The 17,092-nt window shown below is 32.4% G+C and carries 9 protein-coding genes and 1 pseudogene; 6 read left to right on the top strand and 4 right to left on the bottom strand.

Annotated elements, in window-relative coordinates; genetic code table 11:
* Positions 1-1,401 (bottom strand): type I restriction-modification system subunit M (locus HMPREF2578_RS10495; protein ID WP_070508476.1); only part of this gene is annotated, 1,401 nt, incomplete at its 3' end.
* 151 nt (positions 1,402-1,552) lie between these two features.
* Complete coding sequence (locus HMPREF2578_RS10490) at positions 1,553-4,333, bottom strand: type I restriction endonuclease subunit R (protein WP_070508475.1); 2,781 nt, start codon at positions 4,331-4,333, stop codon at positions 1,553-1,555.
* Between the two features lie 109 nt (positions 4,334-4,442).
* On the opposite strand from HMPREF2578_RS10490, the gene HMPREF2578_RS10485 reads away from it, so the two are divergent.
* Both HMPREF2578_RS10485 and HMPREF2578_RS10480 read left to right on the top strand, forming a co-directional pair.
* On the top strand, positions 4,443-8,120 hold the full coding sequence (locus HMPREF2578_RS10485; RefSeq protein ID WP_070508474.1) for a hypothetical protein: 3,678 nt from the start codon (positions 4,443-4,445) through the stop codon (positions 8,118-8,120).
* 91 nt (positions 8,121-8,211) lie between these two features.
* Positions 8,212-11,400 (top strand): choice-of-anchor I family protein, encoded by a 3,189-nt coding sequence (locus HMPREF2578_RS10480; RefSeq protein WP_070508473.1) that lies wholly within the window; start codon positions 8,212-8,214, stop codon positions 11,398-11,400.
* Between the two features lie 454 nt (positions 11,401-11,854).
* Here the strand turns inward: HMPREF2578_RS10480 and HMPREF2578_RS11415 are convergent.
* A pseudogene (locus HMPREF2578_RS11415) lies at positions 11,855-11,938 on the bottom strand (hypothetical protein); the annotation flags it as partial.
* Between HMPREF2578_RS11415 and HMPREF2578_RS10475 the strand changes: the two are divergent.
* The 4 genes from HMPREF2578_RS10475 (at position 11,898) to bioB (ending at position 16,242) form a co-directional block, all read left to right on the top strand.
* A complete protein-coding gene (locus tag HMPREF2578_RS10475; protein WP_231451771.1) occupies positions 11,898-12,899 on the top strand; it encodes a PTS sugar transporter subunit IIC in 1,002 nt (333 codons plus the stop codon). The pseudogene HMPREF2578_RS11415 and the gene HMPREF2578_RS10475 sit on opposite strands and share 41 nt — an antisense overlap.
* A gap of 178 nt (positions 12,900-13,077) precedes the next feature.
* Entirely contained in the window at positions 13,078-14,076 is a 999-nt protein-coding gene (gene argF, locus HMPREF2578_RS10470) for an ornithine carbamoyltransferase (RefSeq protein WP_048761618.1), read from the top strand.
* Between the two features lie 21 nt (positions 14,077-14,097).
* Entirely contained in the window at positions 14,098-15,027 is a 930-nt protein-coding gene (gene arcC / locus HMPREF2578_RS10465; protein ID WP_049382256.1) for a carbamate kinase, read from the top strand.
* Between the two features lie 249 nt (positions 15,028-15,276).
* Positions 15,277-16,242 carry a biotin synthase BioB gene (gene bioB, locus HMPREF2578_RS10460; RefSeq protein WP_017175586.1) on the top strand — a complete coding sequence of 322 codons (966 nt, stop codon included), beginning with the start codon at positions 15,277-15,279 and terminating at the stop codon, positions 16,240-16,242.
* Positions 16,243-16,300: 58 nt separating this feature from the next.
* Here the strand turns inward: bioB and HMPREF2578_RS10455 are convergent, their stop codons facing one another.
* Positions 16,301-17,092 carry a hypothetical protein gene (locus tag HMPREF2578_RS10455; RefSeq protein ID WP_017175587.1) on the bottom strand — a complete coding sequence of 264 codons (792 nt, stop codon included), beginning with the start codon at positions 17,090-17,092 and terminating at the stop codon, positions 16,301-16,303.

Raw genomic sequence — 17,092 nt, 5'->3', positions numbered from 1 at the left:
TAAGTTATAGTCATTTTCTTTGATTTCATCTAGGGAAGCGACGTAACTGAATTTATCAATCGTTTCTCTGTTACGATAGGTTTCAACAATTTTATCGACATCTTCATCTCTTAAGTGGTTTTGGTTTTTACCTTTTTCAAACGATTGAGAAGCATCAATAAAGATCACATCATCACTTACTTCACGACATTTTTTAAACACTAAAATACTTGTTGGAATACTTGTTCCAAAGAATAGATTAGCAGGTAAACCAATGACCGCATCTAAATAATTCTTTTCTTCAATTAAATATTTACGAATTGTACCTTCAGCAGCGCCACGGAATAAGACACCGTGCGGTAAGACGACCGCCATTGTGCCATTATCATCTAAGTGATAGACCATGTGTTGGATAAATGCGAAGTCAGCTTTAGATTTTGGTGCGAGTTTACCATAGCTACTGAAGCGTTCATCATCTAAGAATGAAGGATCTGCACTCCATTTCGCACTATATGGAGGATTCGCAACCACTGCGTCAAAACGTTCATCACGAACAGCTGGATTTTCCAATGTATCGTCGTTATCAATATGGAAACGTTTATAATTCACATCATGTAAAAGCATATTCATTCGAGCCAAGTTATACGTTGTACTGTTATATTCTTGGCCATAATATTCGCGTACCTTCGCTTCATTACCTACACGAAGCAGTAACGAACCTGATCCACAAGTAGGATCATACACACTACGAAGATTTTCTTTTCCAGTTGTGACAATCTTAGCTAAGATAGTAGAAACTTGTTGTGGCGTATAGAATTCACCTGCTTTTTTACCTGCGCTTGCTGCGAATTGACCGATTAAGTATTCATATGCGTCACCTAACATATCAATTTCTAAATCACTATGCACAAATGGTAATGTTGAAATTTGTACCATCACTTTAGAAATAAGCTGTGTACGTTTGGCATTTGTATTACCTAAACGACTAGATGTTAAATCCATGTCATCGAATAAATGAATGAAGTCGTCTTCACTATCATGTCCACGTGTAGAATTTTCGACATTTTTAATCGCAGTACTTAAGTCTTCAATTTGGAAGGTTTGTGTTTCGATTTTTTTGATAAGATTGCTGAATAAATAATCAGGTTCAATGTAGAAACCAATGCGTGCGATAAGTTCTTTTTCAACAATAGGGCGGTAGGTATCATTGTTCATGGATTCCTCGTATGAAATGTCATCTGCTTTAAGTAATTCGTTCGCGATTTCTTCGTTCTTTTCACTTAAAAAACGATAGAAAATTAAACCTAAAATATAGTTTTTAAATTCATTAGCGTCCATATTACCGCGTAGATCATTCGCAATGGACCATAATTTCTTCTGTAGTTCTGCTTGTTGTTGACGTTGTTTTTCTGTTGTAGACACAGATGATTCCTCCTCATAGATATGTAAATATTAATGGACTATAATATTTGTTTTCTTTTATAATTCATTTTAATGAAGAATAAAAAAGAAGTTAAGCGGTATGTTCCGCTTAACTGTAAATTGTTGGCAGAAATTTAAATTTTGTCGATTCTTAATTCGCTGCGCCATATTTTTCTGATGTTTCTTTCACAAATGACTTCACATTTTCAATTTTTTGAGAACGCACAATTAAGCCACCCGTGATACCTTGCTCGACGGTTCTATTATCTAATTGTCCACTAAATTCATATTCATTTACTACATTTTTAAGTAAATCAAGCGGATAATCTTTACTTGTCGCAAAATCTTGTAATTCTTGTTCTTTCTTCATTTCTTCAAAATCAAAGTAAGCATCTTCAACATTTGCATCGTGGCTTAAGGTTGGAACGACTCTTTCTAAGAATTCTCGAATTAAATCTGCTTTAAGGCGTAAATGATCATCGTCTGCTTTATTTAATAATTGATGGATTTGATGTTTTACTTTTTCAGTTTGTTGTTGATCCGATAAATCCATTTGGTTCAGTAAGTTAAGGATATATTGAACATTGATTAAGTCGTTTCTCAATATTTCAATCTTAAAATCAATATCATCTAAAACAGATGTTTTATCTTTAATTTTTTTATTTTTATCGTAAATGCTTAAATACTTACTTCTATAATCTTCATACGTTTGTGAATCAATACCAATTAATTCTTTTGTGAAGTAGAATTCATCAGATGTTTTTAATCGTTGCATGATACCAGCAAGTGATCTATAAATCATGACAAATTGATATTGTTCATCTTCGCGTTCTAAGTTATCAACGCTATCTGGTGTCGGTGCTATCTTGAACAATTTCGCAAGCGTGGTTTTGAATTCGTCTAAGATGACATCGAAGGAAGGACTCAGTACTGTGTCGGTGTCATTGGTTTGAGAGAATAATTCAATGGCTTTATCAGTATTGTCTTTAAGATTTCGGTAACAGACGATATTACCAAATGGCTTTGTTTCATCTTCAATACGATTGGTACGTGAATAGGCTTGAATCAAACCATGGTATTGAAGGTTACGATCAACATAAAGAGTGTTTAACTTCTTACTATCGAAGCCAGTTAAGAACATATCTACAACGATTAAAATATCTAGACGTTCGGCAGGGTTACCTTCTTTGACGCGTTTAGAAATGTCATTGAAGAAACCATCAAAGGTATCGAGTGAATAGTTTTTACCAAATGTTTGATTGTAGTCTAGGATAATGTGTTGTAATGTCTCTTTTGAATGAACATGATTGACTTGTTTCTTTTTATCTTCATTTGCTGCGTAAGTGAAGATAGTTGAAACATTCAAGTCATGTTGACCTTCTTCTTTAAGTTGTTTGAAAATGTTGTAATATTTAATCGCCATCGGAATGCTTTGAACGGTAAATATCGATGTGTACATTTGGTTGCGCGTTTTTTTATGATGATTGTTGATAATATGATCGGCAATCATTGTTAGACGGTCGTCAGCCATCCAGAGTTCATTTTCATCAATATTAGAAATATACGTATCATCAATAGGGTCGAGTGTGTTATCGAATGTATTGATGTATTCAACTGAGAAACCAAGAACGTTACCATCGCGAATAGCGTCTTTAATTAAGTAGGTATGTAGACATTTTCCAAAAATATCAGCTGTTGACCGACCGTCTTGACTGGCATTCTCTTCAAAACGTGGGGTACCTGTGAATCCGAAATATTGCGCATTGTTAAAGTGTTGGCGAATATCGCGATGCATTTCTCCAAATTGTGTGCGGTGACACTCATCAATAATGAAGACGACTTTATCATTTTTATATTGATCCATCACTTTTGCGCCAGATTTTACAGCATTCGACATTTTTTGAATTGTTGTGACGATCAGTTTTTGGAATGGGTCACCGAGTTGTTTTAACAGTTTATGTGTATTGTCTGTAAGGTCGACGGAATCCATTTGGAATTTATTAAATTCTGCGAGTGTTTGGCTATCTAAGTCTTTACGATCGACTAAGAAGATGACTTTTTTAATCGTTGGATCTTTTGCGAGAATTTGACTTGCCTTAAATGACGTTAACGTCTTACCACTTCCTGTGGTATGCCATATGTAACCATTGTTGTTCGTTTCTGTCGCACGGTTGATGAGTGCTTCAACAGCGTAGACTTGATAAGGGCGAAGGGCCATCAGTAATTTGTCTGTTTCATTCGTAATCATGTAGCGACTTATCATTTTTACGATACGACAACGGTCAAGGAAAGTTTCGATAAATTCTTTAAGGTTATTAATGCGACGATTTTGGGCATCGCTCCAATAGAACATAAAGCTTTTAAAGATTTCCTTGTCGCTATTCGCATAGTAACGCGTTTCTTTTTTGTTACTAACGACGAATAATTGAATGAAGCGGAAAAGACCGCGATAGTTATGTTTACGATAACGTTCAATTTGATTAAATGCTTGTGTAATGGCGATACCACTACGTTTTAATTCGATTTGAACGAGTGGTAGGCCATTGATAAGGATGGTTACATCATAACGACCTTTAAACTGATCTTCTACGGAAACTTGGTGCGTGACTTGGAACTTATTTTGACACCAATGGTCTGTATCGAAAAAGTAAAGGTAGACCTTCGTTTCGTCGTCGCGTTCTAATGTATAACTATCACGAAGTTGCATCGCACTTTCAAAGACACTTTTATCACTAATATCGACCATAAGACGTGAAAACTCAGCATCTGAAAGTGGTGTATTGTTTAAATTTTCTTTATTACGTTCATTTAAAATGGCTCGGAAATTCTGAACAAGTTGTTCATGACTATTAATATTTACACGTTCATAGCCTTGCGATTCTAATTGTTGTAGCACCTCTTCCTCAAGTGCCAACTCACCTTGATACTTCATAACATCACCCAATATAAGTACTTTATGATAAATATAGCATAGAATATATTAAAATATATATTGATAACAAAACTTATTAATCAGTTAAATATAAAAATGAGGTGTAAGTATGACAAAAAATATACCTGAGATTATAAGTATTACTTCAACTAATATTAATGAATGGGCAAACACTATAAATAGCAGGGAAATATTACCAGTACTGTTGCGTAAATTAATACACTCTACTATAAGTGAAATAGAATATATTGATTTTCCTGGATACGATAATTCCCAACAACCTGGTGCGGATGGAGTATTGAAAGTTAATGGTATTAAAAATGGATGGATTCCAGAAGGTAAGTCACATTGGGAATTTGGAACTAATAAAAATCCTCAGAAAAAAGCTAATAACGATTTTGAAAATAAGAGTAAGATAGAAAGTGAAGAATATAGAAAAGACAATACATTTGTATTTGTCACCCCAAGAAAATTTCTTAAAAAAGAACAATGGATTGAAGAGAAAAGAAAAGAAAATGCCTGGAAAGATATTAAAATAATTGATAATAATGATTTAGAACAATGGATTGAAACGGCACCTGAAGTTCAAATTTGGTTAGCAGATAAAATGAGCTTAAAAATAGAGGGATTTCAATCGTTAGAAGAAGCATGGGAAATTTGGATTAGAGATACTAAACCTAAATTTACTGAAGAAATGTTTAAAGTCTACTTGTATAGATTTGAGGACACTTTTAAAAATTGGTTAGAAAATAAAAATAAAAAGGTTTTATCTATAGCTTCAGAATCTAAAGAAGAATCTTTAGGTTTTATTTATTCTATGTTGAATAAGAATAACTTACATAGTTATATGGATAAAGTTGTAATTGTGAATAGTAAAAAAGCAGCAGATCAAATAAAAAATATAAATAATAACGCAATCTTGATAGTTTCAGATATAGAAAGTGAAAAAATTTTAAATAATAATATAGATAAAAAATTAATTATTATAAAACCAAATATACTCAATGATTCTGAATTAGATATAAATTTAGAAATCTTAAACTTTAGTGAATTCCAAGACAGTTTAGAAGATTTAAATCTTACTTTTAATGAAATAAATAATTTAGCTAAATATACAGGAAAGTCATTAACTATATTGAGAAGACAATTAACAAAAAATGAAGCCATAAAAAATCCTTCTTGGTCAACAAATAAATCAATTTCAAAAAAATTGATTCCATATGTATTCTTAGGTGGAATTGATAAGAATTATATAGGTGATTTAGAAATATTAATGGAATTTTCTAATGAAAAGAATAATGATATCATAGAAAGTAATTTTAATGAGCTTATTAGTGTAGATGATTCTCCAGTTTGGAAAATTGCTAATATACAAGGAATTAAATCTAAAATAGATGCATTTTATGGTTTAAGAACACAAATTAGTAATGAAAATATAATTTCTTTTTTTAGTATTGCTAAAGAAATTATAAATAATAATGAAATTATACAGAGTAATAAATTGATTTCTATTAAAAAATACTCTAATCTTCTTCAAAGAAATGTGATAGAAACATTAGTTATATTAATGACTAATCAAAATGTTTTTGGTAAACAATTAACTGTTAATATAAAAAATATGATAGAAACATTTGTTAATGAGGAAATGAATTCAATAAATAGTGATAATATTTCAGAGAAAATTATTTATTTTCCCTTATATGCTGAAGCAACTCCCCAAATATTTTTAATGGTGATACTTAAAAAATATTTGAAAGATAAAAAAATTATAAAAAGTATTATTCAAAGTAATGATAGAGTTTATTTATTACATGCGTTAGAAGTTTTAGCATGGGACCCTAAAAACTTATATAAAGTTACTCGAATTTTATTAGAAATGACCCAATATCAAATTAGTGATAATCTTGTAAATACACCTATTAATACACTAGTGGCGATATATTCACCAATTTTTCCTCACCCAATGTCTAAAAGTAACGATGTTAGAACAATATTATCTCAATTTATTGATGAGTATTCTGAATCCTTATGGGAAATGACAATTAGTATATTAGATTTTAAGAATCGAATAACCTCTATTTCAAATACTCCAAAATTTAATAGGGAATTAATACAATGTGATTTGTCAGGTTTAAAAAATCAAATACTAGACATTGCTAAAATTGATGAATTTATTAATTTTTTAGATGAATTTAATAATTTAGATGTAAAGAAATTAAAAAAGTTATTACTTATAAGTAGCCAAGGAATAGAAGACAAAGTGTTAGAAACTATATTTAGTAAAATTGAAAATTTTGCTGCTCAAGCTAGTGATGAAGAAAAATCATTATTATTAGATGCACTATATAATCACTCTTATCAAGATGAAAAAACTTATGAGATATATTTAACTAGAATTAAAAAATTATACGAATTACTAAAACCAAAAAATAAAATAATAAGATACGCTCCAATATTTAGTAGAAGATACAATCTAAAAATCTTTGAAAGAAAAAAAGTATATGAAGTTGATGATAATGTAGAAGTAAAAAAGGAAAAGGTAGTACATTATCAAACACAAAAATTGAAATATTTTCTTGAACAAAATAATATTGAAGATTTAGTATCCTTAATCACTTATGTTGATGCACCTACTAATGTAGCTAATCTCTTGCTAAAATTAAATATTAATAAAGAAGAATTAATAAATATAATATATAAACGAAAATCTAATGCTAATTTAGAAATATTTTTAAGGAGTTACTTATTTAAGTTACAAAGCACAGAAATTGAAAAAATAGTTAGAAATATTTGTGAAGATAAAGTAAAATGTTATGTACTAAGTTTTACTCCAATCAATAAAAAAACGTTATCTTATATAGAGAGTTTACAAGAAAAATATAATAGAAACTTATGGCGAAATATAAAAAATATTGTTATTGATCAGTATGATGTAGATATTAATTTTATAATAAATAAGTTACTTGAAAACGAAAATATGATAGAAGCTATAAATATATTATTTGATTATGAAAAACTGAATGATTTTGATACTGAGTTATTGGTAAAAACACTAGAAAAGTTTAGTAGCAAAACTAAAGATTTTAATACTACAAAACTAAGTTATGAAATTAAAGAAATATTTTCAAAATTAAATGAAAGTGATTTTTCTAATACTGCTAAACTAGCAAGACTAGAAATAGAATATTTTAAATTTCTAAGTACTTATAATGAATATGAATTTCCAAATATTAATACAATGATTATAGATAATGAAGAGAATTATATAGAATTAATAAAATGTATATCGAATGAAACTGATAAATTTTTGGGAATTAATATGAATTTATACACTCACATACATTTAGTAAATAGTTATATAAAGTTCAATAATGAATGTACTTATGAAAAAATTGAAAATTGGTTTAATAGTGTATTATTAAAGCTAGAAGGAATTAATATAGAAAAATATGGAAAACAATGTTTGGGACATCTAATTTTTAATTCTATGAATAATTTTGAAGATATTGATAATAATGAGAAATTTTATAAATTATTAGAACATTTTAGTGAAAATGATATTTATAATGGATTTAAAAGTAGTGTTATTAATTCTCTAGGAGCTATGTTCAGACATAACGGAGGAGAATTTGAAAGATTTAAAAGTAAAAGCTATTTAGCGATTGCAAACAAACTACAATCTAGATTTTTGCAAGTAAGTATGATGTTTGAGGAAATTTCAAATAGTTATGAACACATGGCGGAACATTGGGATATTGATTATGAAATAGATAAAAGGTTGCTTTAATTTACTCTATCTTAACTTTACACTTATATTTGTTAAACATTCCTTCTGTAAGATGAAAGTGTATTTATTTCATTTTACAGGGGGATTTTTTATGTCTAAGAAGCAGTTATTTAATAAGAAAGAATCGTTCTCGATTCGTAAATATTCTTTTGGAGCAGCGTCAATCTTAGTGGGAAGTTTATTGTTTTTAAGTGGTCATGCGTCTGCTGCTGAAACAACTGAAGCGACAACACATGAGACTACATCTATTGAACACATCCAATCAAAACAGGAATCAACGTCAACACAAGAAGGATCTAATACAAAAGAAATTTCTACTACACAGGAACCATTTACAACGGAAACAACTTCGAATACACAGGGGACGCCTTCAACACAAGAAGTAAAATCAACAGAAGAAACACCTTCGTCTCAAGAAACTACAAGCATAGAAGAGACGCCTTCATCGGAAGAAAGTCAATCTAATACTATTACAACAAGAGAAGAACCATCTACAGAACAACCATCTTCAATAAAAGATATACATACTAAAGAAACATCCACAACTGAAACATCAAAACCACCTGCAATACGACAAAGTATAAAAACTCAACCTGAAACGTCACAACAACAATCATCTTCAACAGACACTAAAGCACAATCATCTACGCCATCAAAATCAACAAGCACTAAAAAAGAAACAATACCATCTTCTAACAAAGAAACATCTACACAAGAACAACTTTCAACACAAGAAAGTAAACCAACGTCACACAAGTCTGTTGTTCAAGATGCGAAAGAGGATAACGTAACGCCGGTACATGAAAATATTTCAACTTACTCAAATCAAATATCTGCACAGCTTGCTCCAAAAGCTGACACAACGTCTACGGTAGCGTCCACATCTGAAAGCAAAGTCAATATTCAAGACATCCCTAAGACGGAATTTAAGAACTTAACGTCTAATGAAAAAGAAGTATTGTATCAAGCGTTACAACAAGATGCGAATACACAAAATCAACAACCCAAAGCCTTTCTTTCAACAACACCAATGTGGACGTCTGCGCAACGTACAAAAAATGCATCTCGTACAGGACAAGATCAATTGAATGTGACACATACAGGGCGTTATACAAGTGGTGCAGATTTCGGTAATGGTGGCACGGAAATTGTAAAATATAATCCTACAACGGGTGATGCATATTCAATTAATGGCGATAAAGAAGCGTTAGATATTATTGACGCAGCCCATCCTAATGCGGACGGTACGATTAATCTGAAAAAACGTATTTACTTACAAGATAATGGCATTGAAGCTGGAGATGTGACAAGTGTAGCTGTTCATCCAAGTGGCGATTATTTTGCGGTGTCTGCACCAGCAATCGATAAAACACAACCAGGTACCGTAGCATTCTATGATAAAAATGGAGCTTATCTAAATCATGTGACGGTAGGAAGTCTACCCGACATGGTCACATTTTCTAAAGATGGTAAGTATGTACTTGTCGCAAATGAAGGTGAACCGAATGATGATTATACGGTAAATCCTGAAGGGTCTGTTTCTGTCATCGATGTGGCAAATAGACCAAGTCATTTAAATGCACAAGATATTCGTACAGTATCATTTACTAAAGAACATCAAAAGGGCCTACGTGCTTTAGGTCCTAATACAGAAGATGCGCACTTAAATATTGAACCAGAATATATTGCAGTAGATAATCAAAGTAAATATGCGTATGTCACATTACAAGAAGTGAGCGCCATTGCGAAAATTGATATTGCGAATGCTTCCATTGTTGATGTAAAAGCGTTACCGTATAAAGATCATTCGTTCGTTCAAAATTCAATGGATACGTCTGATAAGGACGGTAAAACAGAATTACGTCGCGTACCGGTGTTAGGTTTACTGCAACCAGATGGTATCGAAACCTATGAATATAATGGTGAAACATATTTGGTAATTGCGAATGAAGGAGATTCACAAGATTATAAAGGATACTCTGAAGAAACACGTGTGAAGAAAATTAAAGATGATATTCAGTTAGATGCGACCTATTACCAAGGTTATACACAAGAAGAATTAGATAAGATGGTAAAAAATGGTTTATTTGATGATGACCAATTAGGTCGTTTAAAAGTGACAACCGATCAACCCTTTAAAGACGAAAATGGTACATACCACGCGTTAGTCTCTTATGGTGGACGTTCATTCTCAATTTTAAGAGCATCTGATTTAGAAATGATTTATGATAGTGGCAATGATATTGAACAACGTATTTTAGAATTATTACCTGAACGTTTTAATGCAGATTATAAAGATTACAATGATATTGAAGTCGATGGTCGTAGCGATGATAAAGGTCCAGAAGTTGAAAATGTGGTAGTTGGACAAGTAGGTCATCATTCATATGCATTTGTTGGTTTAGAACGTGTAGGCGGTATTATGATTTATGATATTACTGACCCTTATGAACCATATTTTGTAAAATATTTATATGATCCAGATAATAAAGATATTTCACCAGAAGGCATTACTTTTGAACGTGCAGAGGAAAGTCCAAATGGTAAACCATTGTTAATCGCATCATTTGAAGTCTCTGGCACAACTTCAACTTGGGAGTTAGATGATTTACTTAGTGAAAATGAAGATGAAATACCAAGTGATGATATACCAGATGATAACACGGCAAAAGAAGATGATGATACATCTAAAGTAGATGATAGCCACAAAAGCGATGTAGATGGTAATCAGACCACAGGCGACACATTTTCAAAAGACAATAGTAAAACAGAAGATATGGCGTCTCCAGTTAAAAATGAGACAAATCAAAGCGACACAATAACTAAAGATAATACTCATTCACAAAAATTAATTCATCATTCAGATGATATGAATCAAGGTATACATTCAAGTCGTCCACATGTAGAAGATAACACTCAACCTATGCGTCATCACGATATGAAATATGAATCAACTCAAAGTGGAGATACACATGAAATGAAAAGTGAATATGTTAACCGTCATATGAATAATCCTAAACATACGCATCATCATCAACATGAGTTACATCATGAACTTACACAACCTATGACAATACCTGGCCATACGATAGACGTAATAAATAACTCAACATCTGCAATGCATTCTATGAAACATGTAGCGCATAAAGATAATAAACATGTACAACACTTACCACAAACAGGCCAACACGATACAACAATGACATTATGGTCAGTATTAGTTGGTGGTTTAGGCTTAGCATTTTTAAGAAAACGTAAAACTTCAAAAATAGAAAAATAATATAGATGTCATTTAGCTGAGATGTTTAATCGTCTCAGCTTTTTGCATAATAAAAGAGTAGCTATAATCAATTGTTATTATGACAAATGTAATAGTTAAAGTCACACACATATTGTACTTAACACGTCATATTATAAAGAGTGGACACATATTTAAAAGAAAGTGAGTGACTTAATAAATATATTCAAAATAAGTTATAATTACAGATTATTTCATTTGTATATTTATATCATTTTGTCGATCATTTCATAATGTATAAGATAGATATATTTTGAAGTAATTAAGTAAAAAATAAACGGAATTTTCAATTTAATTTAAAAAATTAAAAAATTCCGTGAAATATATTTCGTTTTTTAGTAAACTGTCTACTAAGGAAGAAAGTAAGTAGTGAGATATTGTTCGATTTGAAGCCATACCTCACATCTAAATTAAATATAAGGGGATGACAGTAGATTATGGATTTATTAATTGGTACGTTGTTTTTAGTTTTAGTCTTAGTGATTTTTACGTTATTTACATATAAAGCACCTAGTGGTATGCGTGCAATGGGAGCTTTAGCCAACGCAGCTATTGCGACATTTTTAGTAGAAGCTTTTAACAAATATGTAGGTGGAGAAGTATTTGGTATTAAATTTTTAGAACAACTAGGTGACGCTGCGGGAGGTCTTGGTGGTGTCGCTGCTGCTGGGTTAACGGCCTTAGCTATTGGTGTTTCACCTGTGTATGCATTAGTTATCGGAGCTGCTTGTGGTGGTTTAGACTTACTTCCAGGGTTCTTTGCTGGGTATATTGTAGGTTATCTTATGAAATATACAGAAAAATATGTTCCAGATGGTGTAGATCTTATTGGTTCAATCGTTCTTCTTGCACCACTTGCACGTTTAATTGCGACGGGTTTAACGCCAGTAGTGAATAATACATTACTAAAAATTGGTGACATTATTAAAAGTAGTACGGACACAAATCCAATTATTATGGGGATTATTCTTGGAGGCATTATTACGGTTGTAGGTACAGCACCGTTAAGTTCAATGGCTTTAACCGCATTACTTGGTTTAACTGGCGTGCCAATGGCCATTGGTGCTATGGCTGCATTTAGTTCGGCATTTATGAATGGTACGCTGTTCCATCGTTTAAAATTAGGAGATCGTAAGTCAACGATTTCAGTAAGTATTGAACCGTTATCTCAAGCTGATATTGTCTCTGCTAATCCGATACCAGTGTATGTGACAAACTTCTTTGGAGGAGCTGTTGCAGGTTTAATTATCGCTTTATCTGGTATGATCAATGACGCAACAGGTACAGCAACACCCATTGCAGGATTCTTAGTGATGTTTGGTTTTAATAGTCCAATGAAAGTGATTATCTATGGTGTTGTAATGGCCATTGTGGGTGGTTTAGCAGGTTTCCTTGGTTCTCTTGTATTCAAAAAATATCCGATTGTTACAAAACAAGATATGATAGATCGTGAAGCAAAAAGAAAAGTTAAAACAGCATAAATATGAGTGACTTCTTTGTCAAAATATGGCAAAGAAGTTTTTTGTTGTATGTTTTAAATTTTCTATCTTATGTTTTTTGTGTAATAATATAATAAAAAGTTACACATATTGTAACGTTCATACACATCATGTGTATTGAATTTTAAATGCTAAATCTCTGACAAAGGAGTGGGCTAAGATGCAAAATTTAAGAAATAGAAATTTTTTAACATTACTTGATTTTTCAAAAAAAGAAATGGAATTCTTACTTAATCTCTCTGAAGATTTAAAACGTGCAAAATATGCTGGTATTGAACAACAAAAACTTAAAGGTAAAAATATCGCTTTAATTTTCGAAAAAAATTCTACACGCACACGTTGTGCGTTTGAAACAGCAGCTTATGATCAAGGTGCTCATGTGACGTATCTTGGGCCTACAGGTACACAAATGGGAGTAAAAGAAACGGCTAAAGATACGGCTCGTGTTTTAGGTGGGATGTATGACGGTATCGAATATCGCGGATTTTCTCAACGTACTATTGAAGAAATTGCAGAATATGCTGGTGTTCCGGTTTGGAATGGTTTAACGAATGAAGATCATCCAACACAAGTGCTTGCTGATTTTTTAACTGCAAAAGAAGTATTAAAAAAACCTTATGAAGACATTCATTTCACATATATTGGTGATGGACGCAATAATATGGCAAATGCATTGATGCAAGGCGCAGCTATTATGGGAATGACATTCCATCTTGTGTGTCCGAAAGAGTTAAGACCTAAAGATGAGTTACTAAAAACATGTCAGTCATTGGCTGATAAAAACGGCGGTACTATTTTAGTGACTGACAATATTGACCAAGGGGTGAAAGGATCGGATGTGATTGCTACAGATGTGTGGGTATCGATGGGTGAACCTGACGATACTTGGGAAGAACGTATTAAATTATTAGAACCTTATCGTGTAACAAAAGAATTAATAGAAAAAACAGGCAATCCACATACCATTTTTGAACACTGTTTACCTGCTTTCCATAATGCAGAAACAGAAATTGGTAAACAAATTAAAGAAAAATATGGTTTGAATGAAATGGAAGTCACAGATGAGGTCTTCGAAAGTGATCGTTCTGTTGTCTTTCAAGAAGCCGAAAACAGAGCACATACGATTAAAGCAGTAATGGTGGCAACTTTAGGCGAATAGAGAAAAAAGGGGGACCTATGGATGTCTAAAATCGTGGTCGCATTAGGTGGCAATGCTTTAGGGGAATCACCGAAAGAACAATTAGAGCTTGTAAAAGGAACAGCTCAATCATTAGTTGGTTTAATAAACAAAGGATATGAAGTGGTCATTAGTCATGGGAATGGACCACAAGTGGGAAGTATTAATTTAGGATTAAATTATGCAGCAGAACATGAACAAGGCCCGCCTTTTCCATTCCCTGAATGTGGCGCAATGAGTCAGGCGTATATTGGCTATCAAATGCAAGAAAGCTTACTTAACGAACTCCATACTTTAGGTATCAATAAAGAAGTTGTAACACTCGTGACACAAGTCGAAGTAGCAAACGATGATCCAGCGTTTCAACATCCAACGAAACCTATTGGCTTATTTTATACAGAAGAACAAGCAGATAAAATGAGACAAGAAAAAGGATATACATTTATGGAGGATGCAGGACGTGGGTACCGTCGCGTTGTGCCCTCTCCTCAACCTATTAATATTGTTGAACTTGATAGTATTGAAACACTCATTAAACATGGTACGCTTGTCATTGCAGCTGGTGGCGGCGGCATCCCAGTTGTTAAGGAACAAGGTCGTTATCAAGGTGTCGATGCAGTCATTGATAAAGATAAGACAAGTGCATTACTTGCAGCGCATTTACAATCGGATCAATTAATGATTTTAACAGCCGTTGATTATGTTTATATTAATTACGGAAAAGACAATCAAGAAGGACTAAGTGACGTTACAGTCGATGATATGAAAGAATATATTGCCGATAATCAATTTGCGAAAGGCAGTATGTTGCCAAAAGTAGAAGCAGCTCTTCAATTTATTGAAAAGAATCCCAAAGGTAGTGTGTTGATTACTTCTTTATCAGGTTTAAATGATGCGCTAGAAGGTAAAATTGGTACACGTATTACAAAATAAATAGTTATATTAAATCGCTTGAGCCTAATATATGTATTTTACATATGTAGGCTCAAGTTTTTTTATGAGTTACTCAAATATCTAATAGTTACAAGTTCTACTTCGGATTGTCTGAGGTTATATTCATAGACCATTTCATTTTAAAACATCCTTTGATTTAATCAAAGAATAATGTAAACTTATTATTATATAAAGTTTACAATTATGAGTTTTATTAGTGTATTTTAAAAGATAGGAGTGACAAACATCATGACATTAAATCTAGCAGAACGTGTATTGAATGGAGAAGCGTTAACTAAAGAAGAGTGTCTAAGTCTATTTCAAGACGAAACGATTGATACGTTTGAATTATTAAATGAAGCCTATATAGTAAGAAAACATTATTACGGTAAAAAAGTAAAACTGAATATGATTTTAAACGCGAAAAGTGGCATATGTCCGGAAGATTGTGGTTACTGTGGTCAATCTGTCAAAATGAAAGAAAAACAACGTTATGCTTTAGTGGACCAAGAACAAATTAAAGCAGGGGCACAAGTCGCGACAGACCATAAAATTGGAACGTATTGTATTGTAATGAGTGGACGTGGTCCTTCGAATAAAGAAGTAAATCATATTTGTGATACGGTAGAAGATATTAAAGCTATTCATCCACAACTTAAAATTTGTGCGTGTTTAGGTTTAGTCGATGATGAACAAGCGACACAATTAAAAGAAGCCGGTGTTGATCGCTATAATCATAATTTAAATACAAGTGAACGTTACCATGAGGAAGTTGTTTCAACACATACATATGAAGATAGAGTGAATACGGTTGAAATTATGAAAGAACATAATATTTCACCATGTTCTGGTGTGATTTGTGGCATGGGAGAAACAGATGAAGATATTATCGATATGGCATTTGCGTTAAAAGAGATTGATGCAGACAGTATTCCAGTAAACTTCTTACATCCGATTAAAGGTACCAAGTTTGGTGGGTTAGACTTGTTATCTCCAACAAAGTGTCTACGTATCTTAGCTCTGTTTCGATTGATTAATCCTACTAAAGAAATTCGAATTGCGGGTGGTCGTGAAGTCAATTTACGTTCACTTCAAGCAACTGCACTTCAAGCAGCCAATTCTATCTTTGTAGGCGATTATTTAGTAACAGGCGGACAACCTAATGAGCTTGATTACCAAATGATTGAAGATATGGGATTTGAGATAGACGGGTAGTGAACATATTATAAAACACCTTCTAGCAGTTTTGGTTAGAAGGTGTTTTATTTAATATCTATTTTTCAGTATTTTTTCTTGCTTTATACGCATGAGTTGCTGCTGCACTTGCATTTTGAGAAGCTTCTGCGGCATTTTCATTGGCTGCTCTAGCGCTATGTGCCGCTCTTTCTGCCCATATTGCAGATGCTTGGGAATTGGATGCTGCTAATTCTGACGCGTATTTTGCTGCTTTAGCATCTACACTTGTTTGAGTAACAGTAGAAAGAATTTGTTGTTGTTGTCCTTCCATACGTGCTTGATGTGATTCTGTTTCATATAAATTAATAGCTTCTTTTAAAGTATCAGCGCGTTGGTTATAAAGATAACTAAACATTGAACGTAAAGAATGAATGTGAGTATAAGCTTTTGGAATACGTTGTTGGGCTTTAGAAGCTGCTACAGTGTGGTGTATATCAGTTAATGTGTGTTGATGACGTTGAATATTATGTTGATGCTGTTGAATATCGGGTTGATCTTTCAGCTCTTTTTCAGCTTTTTTATATCCTTTCGATTTAGTAATTGATTTGTTTTCAGGTCTGATATTTTTATTTTTGACGAACCAGACGATAAGTAAAATGAGTCCAATCATCATAAGGCTAGTTGAGTGATAGATAAACAATGATATGAGTATCATCACAAGACTCGGTAATAATAATATTAACATGTTTTTCTTTTTGACTTGTTTTAATGTTAAGTGTTTTATCTCTTGTTCTTCTTGACGAATGAGTTTATTTTGAAACTCTTTTTGATCATGTGCTTTAATTAATAATGCGATATCTGACATTAACTGTTCTTTTGTTTGATACAT

It is taken from the genome of Staphylococcus sp. HMSC072H03, from assembly GCF_001809305.1.
In the GTDB taxonomy this organism is placed as follows: Bacteria; Bacillota; Bacilli; order Staphylococcales; family Staphylococcaceae; genus Staphylococcus; species Staphylococcus hominis.
Note: the sequence above shows the minus strand (reverse complement) of the source record. Positions and strands in the feature narration are given on the sequence as shown.

What these genes read in the sequence shown, in the direction of transcription:
- HMPREF2578_RS10490 (WP_070508475.1), bottom strand. Translation starts at nt 4,333, where the DNA reads ATGAAGTATCAAGGTGAGTTGGCACTTGAGGAAGAGGTGCTACAACAA.
- HMPREF2578_RS10485 (WP_070508474.1), top strand. Translation starts at nt 4,443, where the DNA reads ATGACAAAAAATATACCTGAGATTATAAGTATTACTTCAACTAATATT.
- HMPREF2578_RS10480 (WP_070508473.1), top strand. Translation starts at nt 8,212, where the DNA reads ATGTCTAAGAAGCAGTTATTTAATAAGAAAGAATCGTTCTCGATTCGT.
- argF (WP_048761618.1), top strand. Translation starts at nt 13,078, where the DNA reads ATGCAAAATTTAAGAAATAGAAATTTTTTAACATTACTTGATTTTTCA.
- arcC (WP_049382256.1), top strand. Translation starts at nt 14,098, where the DNA reads ATGTCTAAAATCGTGGTCGCATTAGGTGGCAATGCTTTAGGGGAATCA.
- bioB (WP_017175586.1), top strand. Translation starts at nt 15,277, where the DNA reads ATGACATTAAATCTAGCAGAACGTGTATTGAATGGAGAAGCGTTAACT.
- HMPREF2578_RS10455 (WP_017175587.1), bottom strand. Translation starts at nt 17,092, where the DNA reads ATGTATCAAACAAAAGAACAGTTAATGTCAGATATCGCATTATTAATT.